This window comes from Algiphilus sp. (assembly GCF_023145115.1).
Taxonomy (GTDB): Bacteria; Pseudomonadota; Gammaproteobacteria; order Nevskiales; family Nevskiaceae; genus Algiphilus.
Window position 1 is genome coordinate 40695 of the sequence record NZ_JAGLEJ010000022.1, and the last position, 20406, is coordinate 61100.

Annotated in this window: 19 protein-coding genes; 3 read left to right on the plus strand and 16 right to left on the minus strand. The window is 71.1% G+C overall.

Annotation, left to right across the window (positions count from 1 at the left end):
- Nucleotides 1–4: 4 nt before the first annotated feature.
- From KAH28_RS07820 to leuC, 14 genes are all read right to left on the minus strand, one after another.
- Nucleotides 5–532: a CvpA family protein gene (locus KAH28_RS07820; RefSeq protein WP_290575428.1), complete on the minus strand. Its 528-nt coding sequence runs from the start codon at nt 530–532 to the stop codon at nt 5–7.
- Nucleotides 533–603: 71 nt separating this feature from the next.
- Nucleotides 604–1248 (minus strand): SPOR domain-containing protein, encoded by a 645-nt coding sequence (locus KAH28_RS07825; RefSeq protein WP_290575429.1) that lies wholly within the window; start codon nt 1246–1248, stop codon nt 604–606.
- Nucleotides 1245–2480, minus strand: coding sequence for a Mur ligase family protein (locus KAH28_RS07830; protein ID WP_290575430.1), 1236 nt, complete (start codon nt 2478–2480; stop codon nt 1245–1247). The genes KAH28_RS07825 and KAH28_RS07830 overlap by 4 nt, the downstream gene beginning before the upstream one ends.
- A 10-nt stretch (nt 2481–2490) precedes the next feature.
- Nucleotides 2491–3363: an acetyl-CoA carboxylase, carboxyltransferase subunit beta gene (accD, locus tag KAH28_RS07835; RefSeq protein ID WP_290575431.1), complete on the minus strand. Its 873-nt coding sequence runs from the start codon at nt 3361–3363 to the stop codon at nt 2491–2493.
- A 60-nt stretch (nt 3364–3423) separates the two neighbouring features.
- Nucleotides 3424–4233 carry a tryptophan synthase subunit alpha gene (gene trpA, locus KAH28_RS07840; RefSeq protein ID WP_290575432.1) on the minus strand — a complete coding sequence of 270 codons (810 nt, stop codon included), beginning with the start codon at nt 4231–4233 and terminating at the stop codon, nt 3424–3426.
- Between the two features lie 304 nt (nt 4234–4537).
- Entirely contained in the window at nt 4538–5752 is a 1215-nt protein-coding gene (gene trpB, locus KAH28_RS07845) for a tryptophan synthase subunit beta (protein WP_290575433.1), read from the minus strand.
- The gene (locus tag KAH28_RS07850) at nt 5742–6374 is read right to left on the minus strand and encodes a phosphoribosylanthranilate isomerase (protein WP_290575434.1); all 633 of its coding nucleotides are present in this window, start codon (nt 6372–6374) and stop codon (nt 5742–5744) included. Before KAH28_RS07850 ends, trpB begins: the two co-directional genes overlap by 11 nt.
- A 22-nt stretch (nt 6375–6396) precedes the next feature.
- Entirely contained in the window at nt 6397–7173 is a 777-nt protein-coding gene (truA, locus tag KAH28_RS07855) for a tRNA pseudouridine(38-40) synthase TruA (protein WP_290575435.1), read from the minus strand.
- Entirely contained in the window at nt 7173–7859 is a 687-nt protein-coding gene (locus KAH28_RS07860) for a hypothetical protein (RefSeq protein ID WP_290575436.1), read from the minus strand. Before KAH28_RS07860 ends, truA begins: the two co-directional genes overlap by 1 nt.
- A complete protein-coding gene (locus KAH28_RS07865; protein WP_290575437.1) occupies nt 7860–11087 on the minus strand; it encodes a FimV/HubP family polar landmark protein in 3228 nt (1075 codons plus the stop codon).
- A 114-nt stretch (nt 11088–11201) separates the two neighbouring features.
- Nucleotides 11202–12224, minus strand: coding sequence for an aspartate-semialdehyde dehydrogenase (locus KAH28_RS07870; RefSeq protein WP_290575438.1), 1023 nt, complete (start codon nt 12222–12224; stop codon nt 11202–11204).
- A 247-nt stretch (nt 12225–12471) separates the two neighbouring features.
- Nucleotides 12472–13548 carry a 3-isopropylmalate dehydrogenase gene (gene leuB / locus KAH28_RS07875; protein ID WP_290575439.1) on the minus strand — a complete coding sequence of 359 codons (1077 nt, stop codon included), beginning with the start codon at nt 13546–13548 and terminating at the stop codon, nt 12472–12474.
- Nucleotides 13545–14195 carry a 3-isopropylmalate dehydratase small subunit gene (gene leuD, locus KAH28_RS07880; RefSeq protein WP_290575440.1) on the minus strand — a complete coding sequence of 217 codons (651 nt, stop codon included), beginning with the start codon at nt 14193–14195 and terminating at the stop codon, nt 13545–13547. Before leuD ends, leuB begins: the two co-directional genes overlap by 4 nt.
- A 3-nt stretch (nt 14196–14198) precedes the next feature.
- On the minus strand, nt 14199–15602 hold the full coding sequence (gene leuC / locus KAH28_RS07885; RefSeq protein ID WP_290575441.1) for a 3-isopropylmalate dehydratase large subunit: 1404 nt from the start codon (nt 15600–15602) through the stop codon (nt 14199–14201).
- Between the two features lie 110 nt (nt 15603–15712).
- On the opposite strand from leuC, the gene KAH28_RS07890 reads away from it, so the two are divergent.
- Nucleotides 15713–16579: a LysR family transcriptional regulator gene (locus tag KAH28_RS07890; protein WP_290575442.1), complete on the plus strand. Its 867-nt coding sequence runs from the start codon at nt 15713–15715 to the stop codon at nt 16577–16579.
- Between the two features lie 155 nt (nt 16580–16734).
- On the opposite strand, the gene aroC is transcribed toward KAH28_RS07890, so the two are convergent.
- Nucleotides 16735–17847 (minus strand): chorismate synthase, encoded by a 1113-nt coding sequence (gene aroC, locus KAH28_RS07895; protein ID WP_290575443.1) that lies wholly within the window; start codon nt 17845–17847, stop codon nt 16735–16737.
- Nucleotides 17837–18784, minus strand: coding sequence for a 50S ribosomal protein L3 N(5)-glutamine methyltransferase (gene prmB, locus KAH28_RS07900; protein WP_290575444.1), 948 nt, complete (start codon nt 18782–18784; stop codon nt 17837–17839). Before prmB ends, aroC begins: the two co-directional genes overlap by 11 nt.
- Before the next feature lie 98 nt (nt 18785–18882).
- On the opposite strand from prmB, the gene KAH28_RS07905 reads away from it, so the two are divergent.
- Both KAH28_RS07905 and asd read left to right on the plus strand, forming a co-directional pair.
- Nucleotides 18883–19494: an SCO family protein gene (locus KAH28_RS07905; RefSeq protein ID WP_290575445.1), complete on the plus strand. Its 612-nt coding sequence runs from the start codon at nt 18883–18885 to the stop codon at nt 19492–19494.
- Nucleotides 19491–20405, plus strand: coding sequence for an archaetidylserine decarboxylase (asd, locus tag KAH28_RS07910; protein ID WP_290575446.1), 915 nt, complete (start codon nt 19491–19493; stop codon nt 20403–20405). The genes KAH28_RS07905 and asd overlap by 4 nt, the downstream gene beginning before the upstream one ends.
- Nucleotide 20406: the final 1 nt, after the last annotated feature.

Below are 20406 nucleotides of genomic sequence, written 5' to 3' on the forward strand. Positions count from 1 at the left end.
AGCCCTACTCCGCTGTTGAAGCCGCTTCCGGCTCCGGTTCCGGGTCGGGAGCGATGTCCCGCACCCATTCACTCGGCAACTGCGCCCGCGTCCACTCGGCGAGCGGCTCGAATTGCGGGACCAGTGCCGAGTCCTGCCACCACGACTCGCGCTCGATGACCGTCATGCCGCCGACCGCGACCGCGATCACCACCATCAGCACGCCTCGCGCACCGCCGAACAGGCCGCCCAGGGCGCGATCGGGGCCCGAGAACGGCGATCCCCGCACCGCGTTGGCGATGAAATGGGTCGCTACCGAGCCGATGATCAGCGCCACGATGAACACGGCCAGGTAGGCGATGATCATGCGCGCCGGATCGAGGCCGATGGTATCGACCAGCATGGCGTCCAGCGTCGGCGCGAACAGGATGGCGGCGACCACCGCCAGCACCCAGCTGGCGAGATTCAGCGCTTCCCGGACGAAACCGCGGAGCAGACCGACCAGGGCCGACACCAGGACGATGGCGATCACGCAGTAGTCAACCCAGTTCATATGGACCGCCGGCCGAGAACGGGGCGCATTGTAACACCCGCGTTACGGCGTCCCGGCGATTCCACGGCTGCTCATCGGCCCGCCGACCCCTCGTGAAAGGCCCGCGCACCGGCGAAGCCGCTGTCCTGCAGTCGCCGGGCAGCGCGGGTCGCTTCGGCCTCGGTGCCGAACGCGCCGACCTGCAAACGCCAGTAGCGCCGACCCTCCACCTGCACGTCGCGCAGCCGGGTCCGGAACCCCGCCGCACGGGCGCGCGACTGCCCGGCATCGGCGGTCTCGCGATCGCTGTAGGACGCTGCCTGGACCCACCACTCCCCCGCCGACGACGCGGATGCCGCGGGCGCGGGATCGGTCGCGGGCTGCGGGTCGGGCGCTCCCGGTGGCGTCCGCTCCGCAACCGACGGCTCGTCCTGCGGGGCCGGCCGGGGCGGCGGCGCATCCGCCTCCCGCGGCTCGGCTTGCGGCGGGCCGGACGGCGCGGCGCGATCGTCCGGTGCGTCGCGCGCCGCCCGCGCCTCCGGCGCCGCCGGTGACGCCCCGTCCGACCCCGGCGTCCGGACCGATTCGGGGGTGTCCAGACGCAGCACGACGGCGCCGTCCTGTTCGCGTTCCGCCCCCGGTTCCGGGATGAGCAGCGACAGCAGGAAGGCAGCGCCGAACACGGTCACCGCACCGATCAGGCGCCGCATCAGGACCTTGTCGACCTCGTCGCTCACGCGCGCAGCGCTCCGGCAACGGTGAGGAAGGAGCCCGTCACCAGGATCGACTCGTTGTCGGCGCGCGATGCGCGCGCAAGCGCCAGGGCTTCGGCGACATCCTGCGCTGCGGTCACATCCGTCATGCCGGCGCCGGCGACGCGGCCGGCGAGCATGTCGCCGGTCATCCCGCGCGGCCCGGGAAGCCCCGCACAGACCCAGCTGGCCGCCAGCGGTGCCAGCACCTGTGCAACGCCCTCCACCGGCTTGTCCGCAAGCATGCCCAGCACGATACGCCAGCGACGATGGCGCTGGCCGAGCGCCGCCGCAAGCTCTCCGGCCGCCTCGACGTTGTGCGCGATGTCGAGGATCAGGTCCCCGTGGGTCTGCTGCCGGCCGGGCAGCAAGAAGGCCGCGACCGCGCCGGGGAGCGCGGCCGCGATGGAGGCTGCCTCCATGCCCGTCTCGGTCAGGCCGATCGCGGCCGCCGCGATGTTGCGCCGGACGGCGTCACCGGCGATCGCGGGGGGTGGCAGCACGGTATCGAAGCCGTCGATCCGCCAGCCGCCGGCGGCATCGTCGGCGACCACGCCCACCGGTCGTCCGCGTGCGCCGATGCCGTCGAGCGCCTCCCGCAGCGCGACCGGGGGCTCAGGCATGGCCAGGACCGCCGCGCGGCCCGGCCGGGCAACGCCGGCCTTCTCGCGGGCGATGCCGTCCAGCGAGTCCCCCAGTTCGGCCACGTGATCGAGGCCGATGCTGGTGATCACGCAGGCGTCGGCGTCGATCGCGTTGACCGCGTCGAGGCGACCGCCCAGGCCGACCTCGAGCACCCGCAGATCGACATCGGCGTCGTCGAACAGGCACAGCGCCGCCAGGGTGGTGAACTCGAAATAGGTCAGCATCACGTCGCCGCGCGCGGCCTCGACCCGGGCGAAGGCGTCGATCAGGCTCGTGCGCTCGCAGGGGACGCCGTCGATGCGGATGCGCTCGCCGAAATCGAGCAGGTGCGGCGAGGTGTAGAGCCCCACCCGACGGCCGCAGGCGCGCGCGAGCTGAGCCGCGAAATGCGCGCAGCTGCCCTTGCCGTTGGTGCCGGCAACGGTCAGGGTCGGACGCGCCGCGGGAGCGAGTCGATCGAGCACGCGGGCCACGCGGTCGAGACCCAGCACGATGCCACCGCGCGGGCCCTGCTCCAACCAGGCCAGCCATTGCTCGAGCGACCAGCCCGGCGCCGGCCGGGTGGCAGTCATGGTCGCCGCTTCAGGCCGCCTGCGGCGGCGCGTGCGTCAGCAACGCGAGCATGCGGTGGACGCGGGCGCGCATGTCGCGCCGGTCGACGATGGCGTCGATGGCACCGTGCTCCAGCAGGAACTCGGAACGCTGGAACCCTTCCGGCAGGGTCTGGCGCACCGTCTGCTCGATCACGCGCGGGCCGGCGAACCCGATCAGCGCGCCCGGCTCGGCGAGATTGATGTCGCCCAGCATGGCGAGGCTGGCGGACACGCCGCCGGTGGTGGGATGGGTCATCACCGACACGTACGGCAATCCGCGGTCGGCCATGCGCGCGAGCGCCGCCGAGGTCTTCGCCATCTGCAGCAGCGAGAACAGCGCCTCCTGCATGCGCGCGCCGCCGGTGGCGGTGAAGCAGATCATCGGGACGCCGTCGTCGACCGCGCGCTGCACGCCGCGTGCGAAGCGCTCGCCGACGACGCTGCCCATGCTGCCCCCCAGGAAGGAGAACTCGAAGGCGGCCGCGACCACCGGCATGCCCTGGAGCGCGCCGCGCACGACCACCAGCGCATCGTCCTCGCCGGTCTTCTTCTGCGCTTCGGCGAGCCGGTCGCGATACTTCTTGGTGTCGCGGAAACGCAGAGGGTCGGTGGGCTTGATGTCGGTGCCGATCTCGTGCTGCTCGGCGTCCGCGTCGAGGAAATGCGCGATGCGGGCACGCGCGTTGATGCGGCGGTGCGCGCCGCACTTCGGGCAGACCTGGAGCGTGCGCTCGAGCTCGGCGCGATAGAGCACCGATTGGCAATCCTCGCACTTCGTCCAGAGCCCTTCCGGAACGCTCTTCTTGCGCTCGGTTTCACTGGTATCGATGCGCGAGGGCAGGATCTTGTCGAGCCAGTTCAAGGCAGCTCCGTTACGTCGATGTTGGCCGGGTCGCCGCGCTCGCGCGGCACCGCTTCACGGTCATGCTAGCGCATCGAGCGCCTCGCGCAACGCGCGGGCGGTGGTTTCGAGCTCGCCGCCCGCGCGATCGGGCGTGGCTTCGAGATCGGCGATGCGCTGCACCAGGGCGCTGCCCACCACGACGCCGTCGGCGTTGCGCCCGACCGCCTGGGCGCTGGCGGCGTCGCGGACGCCGAAGCCCACCGCCACCGGCAGCGAGACGTGCTCGCGGATCGCGGCGACGTGGGTGGCGACATCCTCGGGATCGAGTCGATCGGAGCCGGTGACACCCTTGAGCGAGACGTAGTAGACGTAGCCCGAGCCCAGGGCGCCGATCGCGTCCATGCGGGCGGCACTGCTGGTCGGCGCCAGCAGGAAGATGCAGTCGAGCCCGTGCTCGCGGAGCACCGGCGCGAGATCGGGCGCCTCCTCCACCGAGAGGTCGACGATCAGCACGGCATCGACGCCGGCCTCGGCGGCGGCCGCGGCGAAGGCCGCGGCGCCGAAGCGCTCGATGGGGTTGAGATAGCCCATCAGCACGACCGGCGTGTCGGGGTCGTCGGCGCGGAACCGGCGCACCATGTCGAGCACGTCGCGCAGGCTGGTACCGTGGCGCAGCGCACGCTCGCACGCCAGCTGGATCACCGGTCCGTCCGCCATCGGATCGGAGAACGGCACGCCCAGCTCCAGCACGTCGGCGCCGCCCCGCACCAGCGCGTGCAGATAGTCGACGGTGTGCGACGGATGCGGATCGCCCGCCGTGATGTACGGCACCAGAGCCTTGCGGCCCGCCGCCCGCAGGCGCTCGAAGGCGGTTGCGATGCGGCTCATGAGCGCCGTGCCTGCATCGCGATGGCAAAAACCGCAGATTGCGCGGATCTGCGCAGATGCTCATCGCGGTTAACCACAGATTTCACAGATTTCCACAGATTCCGTTGCATTGTGTCGAGCCAACTATTGCGCATATCAGGGTCTTCACCCCTTCTCCCCGTCGCGGAGAAGGGCCAGGGATGGTGAGGGGCCACGCATCGCGTGGCGGCTTGGTTCGAACAGCCTTGTGTCTTGATGCAGAAGAATCTGTGTCTATCTGCGAAATCTGTGGTTCTGCAAGAACAGACTGGCAGCGAGGGGCCATCTATTCGAGCGTCGTCCCCTGCAGTCTGGCGACGGTGTAGAGATCCTTGTCGCCGCGTCCGGACAGGTTCACCACCATGCGCTTGCCGGCACCGAACTCCGGCGCCAGGCGACGCGCCCAGGCCAGCGCGTGCGAGGTCTCCAGCGCCGGAATGATGCCCTCTACACGGGTGCATTCATGGAACGCCGCCACCGCCTCGTCGTCGTCGACGCTGACGTACTCGACGCGGCCGCTGTCCTTCAGCCAGGCGTGCTCGGGCCCGACGCCGGGATAATCGAGCCCGGCCGATATCGAATGCGTGCCGCTGATCTGCCCGTTATCGTCGGCCATGATGTAGGTGCGGTTGCCGTGCAGCACGCCCGGCCGGCCGGCCGAGAGCGGCGCCGCGTGCTCGCCGCTGGCGATGCCGTGGCCACCGGCCTCGACGCCCCACATGCGCACATCGGTGTCGCCGATGAAGGGGTGGAACAGGCCGATGGCGTTGGAGCCGCCGCCCACGCAGGCCACCAGCGCGTCGGGGAGCGCACCGAAGGCCGCCTGCGTCTGCTCGCGCACTTCCCGGCCCACCACCGCATTGAAGTCGCGCACCAGCAGCGGGTACGGATGCGGACCGGCCACGGTGCCGATGACGTAGAAGGTATCGTCGACGTTGGTCACCCAGTCGCGCAGCGCCTCGTTCATGGCGTCCTTGAGGGTGCGCGTCCCGCTCTTCACCGGTACCACCTCGGCACCGAGCAGCTTCATGCGGTAGACGTTGATCGACTGGCGCTCGACATCCTCGGCGCCCATGTAGACCACGCACTTCAGGCCCAGCCGCGCAGCGATCGTCGCGCTCGCCACGCCGTGCTGGCCGGCACCGGTCTCGGCGATGATGCGGGTCTTGCCGAGGTGCTTGGCCAGCAGCGCCTGACCGACGGTGTTGTTGATCTTGTGCGCGCCGGTGTGATTCAGGTCCTCGCGCTTCAGGTAGATCTCGGCGCCGCCCCAGCGCCGGGTCAGGCGCTCTGCCGGATACAGCGGCGAGGGGCGGCCGACATAGAGCGCCAGATCGCGGTCCAGCTCGGCCCGGAAATCCGGGTCGTCGCGCAGCGACAGATACGCCTTCTCGAGCTCCAGCAGCGGCTCCATCAGCGTCTCGGCGACGAAGCGGCCGCCGTAGGGGCCGAAGTGCCCGCGGTTGTCCGGATAGTCGTAGCTGTTCGGATTACTGGTCATCGCCCTTGCCCACCTCTTCAATGAATGCCGCCACCTTGCGGGGATCCTTCTCGCCCGGTGCCGACTCGACACCGCTCGATACGTCCACCGCCCAGGGGCGGAACTGACGCACTGCATCGGCCACGTTGCCGGGCGCGAGACCGCCCGCGAGCACCAGCGGCAGCGTGCTCGCCCCGCTGAGCGCGCCGGGCGTCACCCGCTGGCCGCTCCCGCCCATCTCGCCGGTGCCGTGGCCGTCGATCAGCAGCCCCGCTGCGCTCGGGTGCGCCCGCGAGGCCGCCTCGAGATCGGTGCCGTCGGCCGCCGCAACGGCCTTGATGTAGCGCAACCCGAACGCGGTGCAGAAGGCCGCGTCCTCGCTGCCGTGAAACTGCAGCAGATCGGGCGCGACGCGCTCGCAGACCGCCGATACCGCGTCGCGATCGCTGTCCATGAACAGCGCCACCAGCTGCACGAAGGGCGGCAGCGCCCCGCGCAGGGCCACCGCTTCGTCGACGCCGATGGCGCGCGGCGACGCCGGCACGAACACGACGCCGACCGCGTCGGCGCCGCAACGGGCCGCGTGCAGCGCGTCCTCGCGCCGCGTCACGCCGCAGATCTTGACACGCGTGCGATGGCTCATGGCGGCGCGAATTGTACGCGCCTCAGGGGAACACCGGATCGACCGGAGAGGGAATGTCGTACGCCTCCGGGTAGCGCGCGCCCAGCAGATAGAGGCCGGCCGCCGGCGCCGTCGCCGCCGCTGCGCGCCGGTCGCGTCCGGCCAGGAGCGTCCCGATCCAGGCCGGCTCGGCCGCGCCCCGCCCGACCGCCGACAGCGAACCGGCGATGTTGCGCACCATGTGATGCAGGAAGGCGTTGCCGCCGACATCGATGCAGACGAAGCTGCCCCGGCGATGCACGGCGATGGCGTCGAGCCGGCGCATCGGCGTCGGCGACTGGCACTCCGCGGCCCGGAAGGCCGAGAAATCGTGCTCGCCGACAAGGACCTGCGCCGCCTCGTGCATGCGCTCCGCATCCAGCTCGTGCGGCGACCACGCGCAGCGATCGCGCCACAGCGCGCTGCGTGCGCCGGCGCACAGGAAGACGTAGCGGTAGGCCCGCCATGTCGCGGCATGGCGCGCGTGGAAGCCGTCGTCCACCAGCCGCGCCCAGCGCACAGCGATATCGCCCGGCAGGTGGCTGTTGGCGCCCATGCACCAGGCGCGCTCGTCGCGTTCGGCCGGGCTGTCGAAGTGGATCACCTGCATCGCCGCGTGCACGCCGCCATCGGTGCGGCCCGAGGCCATGACTCGCAGCGGGTGGTTCGCGACCCGGCCGAGCGCGTCCTCGACACGGGCCTGCACGCTGTCGATATGCGACAGCTTCTGCCAGCCGCGATAGGCGGTGCCGGCGTACTCGATCCCGGCCGCCCAGCGCATCAGGCCGCGTAGACCAGCAGCACCGCCGCGCACGCGGCCGTCAGCAGCAGATAGTCGCGGGCGCGCGGCAGCCCCGCGGGCGGGATCTCCCACACCGCGTCGCCGGCGAAGCGGCCGGATTCGGCCTCCAGCATCATGCGGGCCGCGGCGGTCTCGAGCCCTTCACCGCGCCCACGCAGGCGGCCGGCTTCACCGCGCGCGGTATCCACAGCCGCGAATACCAGCGCGACGCGTCTGGCGAAGCGCTGCACCGGAACGCCGACGCGCCGGAGCGGCGCCAGACACCACATCAGCCCCGCCGCCAGCCATTGGGGCGGCGTGCTGCGCGTGAGCGCCACCACGGCGCCGAGCAGCGCCACCAGCACGCCGCAGCGACGCAGCGCTTCCTCGGCACCGAGATCGGTGAGCCCCGGCAGCGTCGGCCATATGGGGGTGCCGCCACCGCGCCACAGGTGCAGCACCACGATGGCGAAGAACAGCCAGCGCAGCCGCCACAGGCCGTTGAGGTAGAAGCGCGCACCGCTTGTCGAACGCGCATGCAGCCACGCCAGCGCCAGCGCGCCGGCCAGCCAGAGCCCCGCCACCGGCAGCTCCGGCAGCGTCGCCGCGAACATCAACAGCAGCAGCAGGCGTATTCCGCTGTGCGGCCCGTCCAGAGGCGGCGCTGGCGTGACCCCGCCGCTCACTCAGCCGAGCGACGCCAGCAGCTGCTCCGCTTCCTGTCGCTGCTGCGCGTCACCGCCGTCGACGACTTCCTGCAGCAGCGGCCGTGCCAGCTCGGCCTCGCCCATGTCCGCGTAGGCGCGCGCCAGATCGAGACGCCCGGCCGCCTGCAGCGTGGGATCGCTCTCGGGCTCGCCGCCGGGCTCCACTTCGAGCCCGGCGATGTCGAAATCGTCCGAGTCGGCCGACGGCTCGGCCGGTTCCTCCGCCGGCAGATCGAGGAAGCCGCCGGCGTCGTCCGCGCCGGAATCCGGTGCCGACGCGGGCGGCGCATCGGCACCCGCCTCCGGCGATCCGCCCGTCGGGGCATCGTCGTCGGCACCCATCCCGGCATCGAAATCGTCGAGCGAGAAGTCGGCCAGGTCGAAGGCGTCGTCGTCCGCGCTGCCGAAGGGATCGGCACCGGTGTCGGTCGATTCGGCGTCGCTCTGCCCCGCCGTTGCGCCGTCATCGAGCTCGAGGTCGTCGAGATCGAAGTCGAGCCCGGCATCGGCGAAGGTCGCTTCTCCGCTGTCCCCGGACGCCGTCTTCGCGGGCGCGGGCGCAGCCAGCGCCTCGGTGTCGAAGTCGAGCACGTGGTCGCTGTCGGCGAACGCCGGCGGCGACGTCGGCTCCTCGACCGGCGTCGGGGGCTCCAGATCGCCGAGATCGAAATCGAGGAGCTGCTCGGCCTCCTCGGGGTCGACGTCATGCAGCGTCTCGTCCGCCGCCGCATCCGCGCCGTCGGCCTCAACCGGCTCGGCGAACGCGCCGGCGCCTTCCGGCGCGGCCGTGTCGGCGAAGGGCTCGGGCGCCGCGACGTGGTCATCGCTCGCTGCCGCGGGCGGCGTGGCGTCGGCGAAGGCCGCTTCCGCGGGAAGGTCGTCGGCGGGCGGGGCTTCCGGCTCGTCGGCCGGCAGCGCCGCCGTGGCCACCGTGCCGGCACCGGCGACGGCTGCCGCACCGGCGCCACCCGCCGCGCTGGCGTGACGCGAGTCGGGGGCGATGCGGTCCGCCATCGCCGCCAGCCGCTCGCGCTGCGCGTCGTCGAGCTCGCAACCACTGGCGGCGTCGGCCGCCTCGAGGAAGTCCTCGCGCTGCTCGGATACGTGATAGACCTCGGCCAGCTTGAGCCGCAGCTCGGCGTTGTCCGGGTCGCGGGCGATGGCCGCCTCCAGCCGTTCGACGGCGTCGGCGTACATGCCGTAGGCGATCCGGAAATCGGCATCGGCGAGCGGATCGTCATCGGTCCCGTCGCTGTCCGCCGCGGCAACCGCAGTGCCGTCTTCGCTGTCGCCGTCCGATGACGCCATCGCATTGCGGTAGGCGCTCTCCAGGCTCTCGGGCTCGGGCTCGTCGTCGCCCGCGGCAGGATCGGTCGCCGTGTCCGCCCCGGCAGCGGGGGGCGCAGTCGGCTCCGGTGTTTCGGGCATCGGTGCGGGATCGTAGGGCGCGGCGTCGGCTGCGGCCTGGCGGCGACGCCACCACAGCGCGCCACCCGCGAGCAGCAGCACCGCGGCCACGGCGAGCAGCAGGGCCATCGGGAAGCCGCCCGACGGCGCCACCGGTTGCGGGCGCGGCCCGGACTCGGCGCTCGCGTCGGCCGGCGCATCGGCGTCGGCGACTCCGGGCCCGGCAGCCGTCTCGACGTCATCAGCGGCAGCGCCCTCGGCAGCGTCGGAGGCGACCGTGCCGCCCTCCGCCGTGCCGTCGCCACTCTCGCCGCTCTCGCCGCCCGCTGCCGGCTCGGCATCGGCCGGACCGGTGGAGACCGCATCCGCCTCGGAGCGATCCGCAGCGGGTGCGTCGGTGTCGTCGCCGCCGGGTTCGTCGCCCGCATCCGGGGTGCCGGCGACCACCGGGTCGTCGGCGCCGTCATCGTCCGATCCGGACGCAGCCTGCTGCACCGACGACGCGACCGGTGTCACCGGTTCGGCGCTCGCGCTGTCGGTACGCGGCGCCGATGGCGCCTGTGCCGTGCGCTGTGCGGAAGGCGTGCTAGCGGAAGGCGCTGGTGTCGAGCGGGTGCCGGAAGCGTTCCCCGCTTCGGCAGCCGCCTCGCCGGTGCGCATGGACCCGTCGACCAGCGCCGTCATGCGACGTTGCGCCAGAGCCGGATCGATGGCGCGCACGGTGGCGCGGTCGGGAATGCGGATGCGCGCGCCGAGCAGGATGTTGGTGGCCTGCCCGTTCTCGAATGCGCGCGGGTTCGCGCGCACGATGGCGAGCATCTGCTGCTCCATGGTCACGCCGCGGTCGTCGCCGCGGGCGCGCTCGGCGACGCGCCAGAGCGTGTCCCCGCGCGATACGGTGTAGGCGGCCCCGCCGACCGGCGGGCTGGTCGCGGCCGCGTTGTCGGTCGTTGTCGCGCTGGTGGTATCGGTCCCGGTCGTGGCGCTGCGCTCGCGCTGCGCCGCGCGGCCGCCCTCCCCGATGCGGACCAGCAGCTCGGGATCGAGCTGGCGCTCTTCGGGCGTGGTGAAGAAGCGCGTCTCGCCGTCGGTACCCTCCGCGGCATCCGATTCGGTGGCCGGCGATGCTGCCGGAGCCGTTGGTTCTGCCGCTGCCTGCGCCGGTGTCGCGGCCTCGGTAGTGGTGGTATCGGGGGCCGACGAGGCGGCCGATCCGGCATCAGCCGACGCACCGGACGTCGACGATGCCGTGGGAGCCGGCGATGCGGCCCCGGCATCGGCCCCGGCATCGGCGCCTGAACCGGCATCCGTACCCGCCGTGGCGGCGGCCGGCGCCGCGTCGGCCGGCATCCCTTCGGCCGGATCGACCGCCCTGCCCGCGCTCTCCACCGGCTCCGGATCGCCGGCGGTGCGCGGCGGGTCGACCAGCAGCGTGTAGGCGCGCTGCACGCTCTGGCGACCCTGCTGCACCTCGATGAGGAGATCGATGACCGGCTCGCGCAACGCCGAAGCGCCGCGCACGGTGACCACCGGGCGCCCGTCGATGCGCTCGACCGCGAGGCGCAGGTTGCGCAGGTAGTCGTCGCGCACCAGATCGGTGGCGGCGTAGCGATCCGCCGGCGCGATGCGCGCGCTGACCTCGTCGAGCGCGTCCATGTTGACGTCGCGCAGCGTCACGGTGGCGTGCAGGGGCTGATTGAGCGCCGAGTGCAGCTCCAGCGACCCCAGACCGATGGCCCGGGCGCCCGGCGCAACGCAGGCAATGGCGACGGCAAGCAGCGCGCGCTTGGCAACGGTCATGACGAACTTACACCCCCGGACAATCTCCGGAAATCAGCCTACTGCATTGCGCGGCCTTTGTAATCCGCGCGACGGGCACCCGGGCCGGCACTCCGCCACCGCCCGTCGGCCGCCTCAGAGATGGCGCTCGGCGAGCAGCTCCGCGATCTGCACGCTGTTGAGCGCGGCACCCTTGCGGATGTTGTCCGAGACCACCCAGAGATCGAGGCCACGCGGGTGCGAGATGTCCTCGCGGATACGGCCCACGAAGACGGCATCGTGATGCGCCCCCTCGGTGGCGGCGGTCGGATAGCCGCCGTCGGCGCGCTCGTCCATCACCGTGATCCCGGGTGCCGCCGCGAGCAGCTCGCGCGCGCGCTCGGCGGTGATCTTGTCGCGCGTCTCGATGTGCAGCGCCTCGGAATGCCCGTGGAACACCGGCACGCGCACCGCGGTGGGATTCACCAGGATGGCGTCGTCCTCGAAGATCTTGTGGGTCTCCCACACCATCTTCATCTCTTCCTTGGTGTATCCATTGGCCTGGAAGGTATCGATGTGCGGCAGGCAGTTGAACGCGATCTGCTTCGGATAGACCTTCGACTCGAAGGGCTGGCCGCTGAGCGCGCGGGCGCTGGTGCTGGCGAGCTCCTCGATGGCGTCCTTGCCGGTGCCGGACACCGACTGATAGGTGGCGATGTTCATGCGCTCGATGCCCACCGCATCGTAGATGGGCTTGAGCGCGACCAGCATCTGGATGGTCGAGCAGTTCGGGTTGGCGACGATGTTGCGCCTCGTGTAGCCGGCCACCGCGTGCGGATTGACCTCGGGGATGATCAGCGGCACATCGTCGTCGTAGCGGAACTGCGAGGTGTTGTCGACCACCACGCATCCCGCGGCCGCCGCCTTCGGCGCGTACTCCGCCGATACGCTGGCGCCCGGCGAGAACAGGCCGATCTGCACCTGCGAGAAATCGAACTCCGCGAGATCGCCGACGATCAGCTCGTCGTCGCCGAAGTCCACCACCTCGCCCGCCGAGCGCGACGACGCCAGCGCGTACACCTTGCCCACCGGAAACCTGCGCTGGTGCAGCACCTTGAGCATCTCATTGCCCACGGCGCCGGTCGCGCCGACCACGGCTACATCGAATCGCTTGCTCATTTCCTGCCGATTGCTGTTGTGTGATGAAGGCCCGGGCGCTTGCCGTCCAGGCCGACGGGGCGCGCAGTGTATGCGTCCGGGTCCGGGTTTTCGAGCGTTCCTGAAAGCCGGAACCACAGATTGCACAGATTTCCACAGATTTTTCTGGTTCTGGTGCGCGCCGACAAAGTCAGCGCCACCAGCAAAGAATCCCCTCAATCTGTGAAATCTGTGGTTCCAGATGCTTTCCGGTTCATGCGCTTCGCTGCTAGTCCGCCAGCCGTGCCAGCACAGCGTCGCCCATGGCCCGCGTGCCCGTGGCCTCGGCGCCCGGAGCGGCCAGATCGCCGGTGCGCAGCCCGTCGGCCAGCACGCGCGCCACGGCGCGCTCGACGCGATCCGCGAGATCGCCCCGGTCCAGCGAATGCCGCAGCAGCATGGCCAGCGACAGGATGGTGGCGAGCGGATTGGCGACATCCCGGCCCGCGATGTCCGGGGCGCTGCCGTGCACCGGCTCGTAGAGCCCCTGGCGGGCCTCGTTGATCGAAGCGGAGGGCAGCATGCCGATGGAGCCGGTGAGCATGGCGGCGATGTCGGACAGGATGTCCCCGAAGAGATTGCCGGTGACCAGCACGTCGAACTGCTTGGGCGCGCGCACCAGCTGCATGGCGGCATTGTCGACGTACATGTGCGACAGCTCGCAGTCCGGATAGTCCTGCGCCACCGTGGTGACGACCTCGCGCCACAGCTCCGACGATTCCAGCACATTGGCCTTGTCCACCGAGCAGACGCGGCGGTCGCGCCTGTGCGCGGCCTCGAAGGCCGAGCGCGCGATGCGGGCGATCTCCGACTCGCTGTAGACCTCGGTGTTGTAGCCGACCCGCTCACCGTTATCGTCGCGGATGCCGCGCGGCTGGCCGAAGTAGATGCCGCCGGTTAGCTCGCGCACGATGAGGATGTCCAGATCCGCGACCAGCTCCGGGCGCAGCGACGACGAGCCGGCCAGCTCGCCGAACAGCAGCGCCGGCCGCAGATTGGCGTAGAGGCCGAGCTCGGCCCGGATGCGCAGCAGACCGCGCTCGGGGCGGATGGACCGCTCGATGGCCTCCCATTTCGGGCCGCCGACCGCGCCCAGCAGCGTGGCGTCGGCCGCGCGTGCGGCTTCCAGCGTCGCCGCCGGCAGCGGGTCGTTCTCGGCGTCGATGGCGGCACCGCCGATCAGCCCGTGCTCCCAGCTCGCGTCGAGCCCGAAGCCGTCGCGCAGGGCGGCCAGCACGCGCTCGGCCTCGCCCACCACTTCGGGTCCGATGCCGTCACCCGGCAGCAGCAACAGTTTCGCGGTCATACCGAATCCTCCCGGAACAGCCAGGGCGCTTCCTGGCGGCGACGCGCCTCGTAGGCACGGATGGCGTCGGCATGCGCGCTCAGCGTGATGCCGATCTCGTCGAGACCCTCCAGCAGGTTGTGCTTGCGCTGCGGGTCGATGTCGAAGGTGAAGCGGAGATCGTCGCTGGCGACGGTCTGGGCGGCCAGATCGATCTCCACCTCGCGCGCCGGCGAAGCGGTCGCGACGTGCATGAGCTGGTCCACCTCATCCGCTTTCAGAACAACCGGCAGCACGCCGTTCTTGAAGCAGTTGCTGAAGAAGATGTCCGCAAAGCTCGGCGCGATCACGCAGCGGATGCCGTAGTCGGCCAGCGCCCACACGGCATGCTCGCGCGACGAGCCGCAGCCGAAGTTCTCGCGGGCCAGCAGCACGCTGGCGCCGGCGCGATCCGCCTCGTTGAGCACGAAATCCGGATTCGGGCGGCGGGTGCCGGGGTCGATGTCGAGCGTACCCGGGTCGAGATAGCGCCAGTCGTCGAACAGGAACGGTCCGAACCCGGTGCGGCGGATCGACTTGAGGTACTGCTTGGGAATGATCGCGTCGGTATCGACGTTGGAACGGTCGAGCGGCAGCATGCGGCCGCGGTGGGTCGTGAAGGCTTCCATGGTCTACAACTCCCGGACGTCGACGAAGTGGCCGGCGATGCCGGCCGCAGCCGCCATCGCGGGCGAGACCAGGTGGGTACGCCCACCCGCGCCCTGGCGGCCCTCGAAATTGCGGTTGGAGGTCGAGGCGCAGCGCTCCCCGGCCTCGAGGCGGTCGGCGTTCATCGCGAGGCACATCGAGCAGCCGGGCTCGCGCCACTCGAAACCGGCCTCGATGAAGATGCGGTCCAGCCCCTCCTCCTCGGCCTGACGGCGCACCAGGCCGGAGCCCGGCACCACCATGGCGAGCTTGACGCCGTCGGCGCGCCTGCGGCCGCGCACCACCTCGGCGGCCGCGCGCAGGTCCTCGATGCGCGCATTGGTGCACGAGCCGATGAATACCTTGTCGACCGCGATCTCGGCCAGCGGCGTGCCGGCCTGAAGGCCCATGTAGGTCAGCGCCCGCTCCATGCCGCCGCGGCGGCCGGCATCGGCCTCCTCGGCGGGATCCGGCACGCGCGCGGTGACCGGCGCCACCATCTCCGGCGAGGTGCCCCAGCTGACCTGCGGCGCGATGTCGGCAGCGTCGAGGTCTATCTCGCAGTCGAACACCGCGTCGGCGTCGCTGTGCAGCTCGCGCCAGGCCGCCACCGCCTTGTCCCAGTCCTCGCCCGACGGTGCAAAGGGGCGCCCGCGGATGTAGTCGATGGTGGTCTGGTCCGCAGCGATGAGCCCGGCGCGGGCACCCGCCTCGATGCTCATGTTGCAGACCGTCATGCGGCCTTCCATGGAGAGATCGCGGATGGCTTCGCCGGCGTACTCGATGACGTGCCCGGTGCCGCCGGCGGTGCCGATGCGGCCGATGACGGCGAGCACGATGTCCTTGGCGGTGACGCCCTTGCCGACCTTGCCGTTGACGTTGACGCGCATGGTCCTGGCCGGCCACATCGCCAGCGTCTGCGTGGCCAGCACGTGCTCGACCTCGGAGGTGCCGATGCCGAAGGCCAGCGCACCGAAGGCGCCGTGCGTTGAGGTGTGCGAGTCGCCGCAGACCACCGTCATGCCGGGGAGCGTCGCGCCCTGCTCGGGGCCGATGACGTGCACGATGCCCTGGCGGACATCGAGCAGATCGAACTTGGTGATGCCGAACTCGGCGCAGTTGGCGTCGAGCGCCTCGAGCTGGGCGCGCGAGATCGCGTCGGCGATGCCGCCGGCGCGGTTGACCGTGGGCACGTTGTGGTCGGGCACGGCCAGGTTGGCGTCCACGCGCCAGGGCTTGCGCCCGGCCAGGCGCAGGCCCTCGAAGGCCTGCGGCGAGGTGACTTCGTGCACCAGCTGGCGATCGATGTAGAGCAGCGCCGCGCCGTCGCCGAAGCGCTGCACGACGTGCTGGTTCCAGATCTTCTCGTAGAGGGTCTGCCCGCTCATGGTGATCACCGATCGCGATTGTTCCGGGCGCGCAGCGTAGTCCCGCGTCACGAATAACTCAATTGAATCTTTATCAAGCACTGCTTTCCATTTCGGAATACCATGCCGGCATGCAGCTCTCCGCCATCGAAGCCTTCGTCGCGGTCTGCGAGCACGGCTCGGTGCGTGCCGCGGCCGCGGCGATGCATCTCACGCAGCCCGCCATCAGCAAGCGCATCGCCACGCTGGAAGCCCAGTTCGGGCACGAGCTCTTCGACCGCGTCGGTCGCGGCATCGCACCCACCGAGGCCGGACGCGCCTTCCTGCCGCACGCCCGTCGACTGCTCGCCGAGATCGAGGACGGCCGCCGCGCCCTGGACAGCCTGTCCGCGCACGTGTCCGGTCGCCTCGGACTGGCGCTGTCGCATCACGTGGCGCTGCACCGCATGCCGCCGATGCTGCGGCGCTTCGTGAACCGCTATCCCGATGTCGCCCTGGACATCGCCTTCCTCGGATCGGAGGCCGCCTGCGAGTCGGTGGCGCGCGGGCACATCGAGCTGGCGGTCATCACCCTGCCGCGGATGCCGCCGGAGCCCCTGGTCCAGCGCGAGATCTGGCCCGACCCCATGCGCATCTGCGTGGCGCGCGATCACCCGCTCGCCCAAGCGACGCAGCCGAGCGAGGCGCGACTGGGCGATTACCCGGCCCTGCTGCCGGAGGCGGGCACCGCCACCCATGCGCTGGTCGCCGAGGCGCTCGCCGCGCGCGGCGTGCCGCTGCAGGCGCAGGTCGCCAGCAACTTCCTGGAGACCCTCAAGATGCTGACCGCGGTGGGACTCGGCTGGAGCGCCCTGCCCGCGACCATGATCGACGACGAACTGATCGCGCTGGAGTTCCCCGGGCTCCGCATCCAGCGCAGCCTCGGCGCCGTGCATCACCCGGGACGCCGCCTCTCGAACGCCGCCCGCGCGCTCCTCCACGCCCTCGACGGCGCTTGAAGAACAATGAAGCAAGCGAGAAGCGAACCACCGATTTCACAGATTGACACGGATTCTTCTTGTTCTGGTGCGCGCTGACGAAGTCAGCGCCACCAGCATGAATCCCCTGAATCCGTGAAATCTGTGGTTCTAAAGCAGTTTCCAGCCACCCCCGCTCAGGCCGGTCCGTCGGGGCTGCGGCCCGGCAGGCGCGGCGTGGTGGGCTCGACATCGCCGCACTGCGCCCGGTGGCGCATCCAGTGGTCCATGAGCACCAGCGCGACCATGGCCTCGGCGATGGGCACGGCGCGGATGCCGACGCAGGGGTCGTGGCGGCCGGTGGTGCGCATGTCGACATTCTCGCCGTGTTCGTTCACCGAGCGCCCCGGCGTGGTGATGCTCGACGTGGGCTTGATGGCGATGCACGCCACCACGTCCTGCCCGGTGCTGATGCCCCCGGCGACGCCGCCGGAATGGTTGGACAGGAAGCCGTCGGCGCGCATCTCGTCGCGATGCGCGGTGCCGCGCATACCGGCAGCCGCCATGCCGTCGCCGATCTCGACGCCCTTGACCGCGTTGATCCCCATCAGCGCCTGCGCCAGATCGGCATCGAGACGGTCGTAGACCGGCTCGCCCAGGCCGGGCGGGACATTGGCGGCCTCGACCTGGATCATGGCGCCGGCCGAATCGCCCTCGCTGCGCAGCGATTCGACGTAGCGCTCCAGCTCGGGTACGCGCGCCGGATCGGCGCAGAAGAAGGCGTTGTCCTCGACTGCCGACCAGTCGGCGACGTCCAGGCCGATCTCGCCGATGCGCGTCAGGCAGGCGCGGATGGTGATGCCCAGGCGCTCGCGCAGATACTTCTGCGCCACCGCGCCGGCGGCCACGCGCACCGCCGTCTCGCGCGCGGAGGAACGCCCGCCGCCGCGATGATCGCGGCGGCCGTACTTCTGCATGTAGGCGTAGTCGGCGTGATTGGGCCGAAAGGTCTGCGCGATCTTGTCGTAGTCGTAGCTGCGCTGGTCGGTGTTCTCGATCAGCAGCGCGATCGGGGTGCCGGTGGTTTCGCCCTCGAAGACGCCGGACAGGATGCGCACGCTGTCGGCTTCCTTGCGCTGGGTGACGAACTTCGAGCGCCCCGGCCGGCGACGGTCGAGCGCCGGCTGGATGTCGGACGCGTCGAGCGCCAGTCCGGGCGGGCAGCCGTCGACCACGCAGCCGATCGCCGGCCCGTGTGACTCGCCGAAGCTGGTCACGCAGAACAACCGACCCAGCGTGTTACCCGACATCCCGATCTCCCTGCAGCCAGTCCACCAAATCGTCGCGCTCGATCACGAACACGCCGCTGCCGCCGTGCACGAACTCCGGCCAGTGCGCCGGCAGGCCGGCAAAGCGCGCCATGAAGGGCGCCACCGAGGCGCCAACCTCGCCCACCAGCGTGCCGCCGGGCGCCAGGAAGCCGGGCGCCTCGTGCAGCAGGCGATCGACCACTTCCATGCCGTCGGTCCCGGCCGCCAGCGCCAGGCGCGGCTCGGCATGATACTCCGCCGGCAGCGCCGCCCATTCGTCGTCCGGCACGTAGGGCGGATTGGTGACGATCAGGTCGAAGGCCTCCACACCGGCGGTGCGAAGCGGCTCGAAGAGGTCGCCGCGATGGGCATGGACACGCCCGCCGAGGCCGTGGTCCGCGATGTTGGCGTCCATCAGCTCGGCGGCGCCATCGTCGAGCTCCACCGCGTGCACCTCGGCATCCGGGAAGGCCTTGGCGCAGGCGATGGCGATGCAGCCGCTGCCCGCGCACAGATCGAGGATGCGCCGCGGCGGCCGCGCCACCCACGGCTCGAAGCCTTCCATGATGAGCTCGGCCAGCGGGCTGCGCGGCACGATCACGCGCTCGTCGACGCGAAAGCGCATGCCGCAGAACCATGCTTCGCCCAGCAGATAGGCGATGGGCTTGCGCGTGGTCACGCGCGCCTCGATCAACCCGACCAGGCGCCGACGCTCCGCCGGCATCAGGCGGGCGCGCAGATAGACCTCCGGCAGCTCGTGCGGCAGATGCAGCGCGCCGCGCACAAGGTAGAAGGCCTCGTCGAGGGCGTTGTCGAGTCCGTGCCCGTAGCTCAGGCCGGCGGCCTCGAAGCGGCTCGCGGCCCATCGGACATAGTCGGCGGGGGTGCACAGGACGTCGGCCGGGTCGCCGTCGACCGGAGATGGGGTTTCGGACATGGAGCGGCGCCGCGGCTCGAGCCACGGCGCAATGCGGGTGGTGGGCTTGATAGTATGCGAACCCCTCGGCACTGCCGCAATGAAGCGCCCGCCCACGCATGATCCGCTACCTCGTACCGCTCTTCGCCATCGGCGCCCTCATGCTCGGCGTCCTGCTGGCGGTATCCACGCTGCGGCCGGACACGACGGGCGAGCTGCAGGGCGGCGTGCTGCTCGATGAACCGCGGCCGATCCGCGAATTCCAGCTCGTGGACCAGGCCGGCGAGACCTTCACGCGCGCCGATCTGCAGGGACAGTGGACCGCGATCTTTCCGGGCTTCACCAACTGCCCCGACATCTGCCCGACGACCCTCGGCGTGCTGCGCACCGCCGCCGAGCAGCTCGCGGAGACCGGCAGCGACTGGGAGATCGTCTTTCTCACCGTCGACCCCCAGCGCGACACGCCCGAGGCGCTGGCGCAGTACGTCGGCTACTTCTCGCAGGACTTCGTCGGGCTGACCGGCGACAAGGACGGCATCGGCCAGCTGGCCAGGGATCTGTCGATCGCCTACCAGTACACCCCCACCGGCGAGGACGGCTACACGGTGGATCACACCGCGGCCATCGTGCTGGTGGACCCGCAGGGTCGCGTGGCGGGCTTCCTGCAGCCGCCCTTCGCCCCCGAACGCATCGCGGCCGACCTGCGCACCGCCGGCGCCAGCCAGTCGTGAGCGCCGCGCAACCGGGTGCGGCGGCACGCCTCCTCGTCCTGCTCCAGGCGCTGCTGCCGACGCGACTGCTGTCGCGGGTCGTGCACGCCCTCGCCCACGTGCGCGCCAGGCCGGTCAAGAACGCGCTGATCCGGATCTTCGTGACGCGCTTCGGCGTCGACATGCGCGAGGCCGCCGAACCCGACGCAACCGCGTACCCCCACTTCAATGCCTTCTTCACCCGCGCGCTCGCTCCCGGGGCGCGCCCGCTGCCGGAGGATGCGCACACCGTGGCGAGTCCGGTGGACGGGACCATGAGCGAGCTCGGCGCCATCGACGGCACCACGCTCATCCAGGCCAAGGGCAGTCACTATGACGCCGCGGGCCTGATCGGCGAGGATGCCGGGGACTTCCGCGACGGGCGCTTCTGCACCATTTACCTGGCGCCGTGGAACTACCACCGCATCCACGCGCCGGCGCCGCTGTCGCTGACCGCCTGGCGCCACATCCCGGGACGCCTGTTCAGCGTCAACCCGGTCACGGTTTCCGCGCGTCCCCGCCTGTTCGCGCGCAACGAGCGGGTCGTGGCGCTGTTCGACTGCGCCGGCGGCAGGCTCGCGGTGGTCATGGTGGGCGCGCTGCTGGTGGGGTCCGTGGACACCGTCTGGGCCGGTCGCGTCACGCCGCCGCACCGCCGTCGACCATCGCCGGCAATCCCCGCCCGGGGGCGCTACGCTGTCGGCGAGGAGATCGGACGATTCAACATGGGTTCCACTGTCATCCTGCTGGCAACCCCCGGCCTGCTGGAGTGGTCGGGCGGCCTCGGGCCAGGTGCGCCGCTGCGCATGGGTCAGGCCATCGGCACGCTGGGCGGTGCCGAACCATCGGCGGCGGCCGGGCGTCCAAGCGGACATGACATTGCCCGCTCCTAGC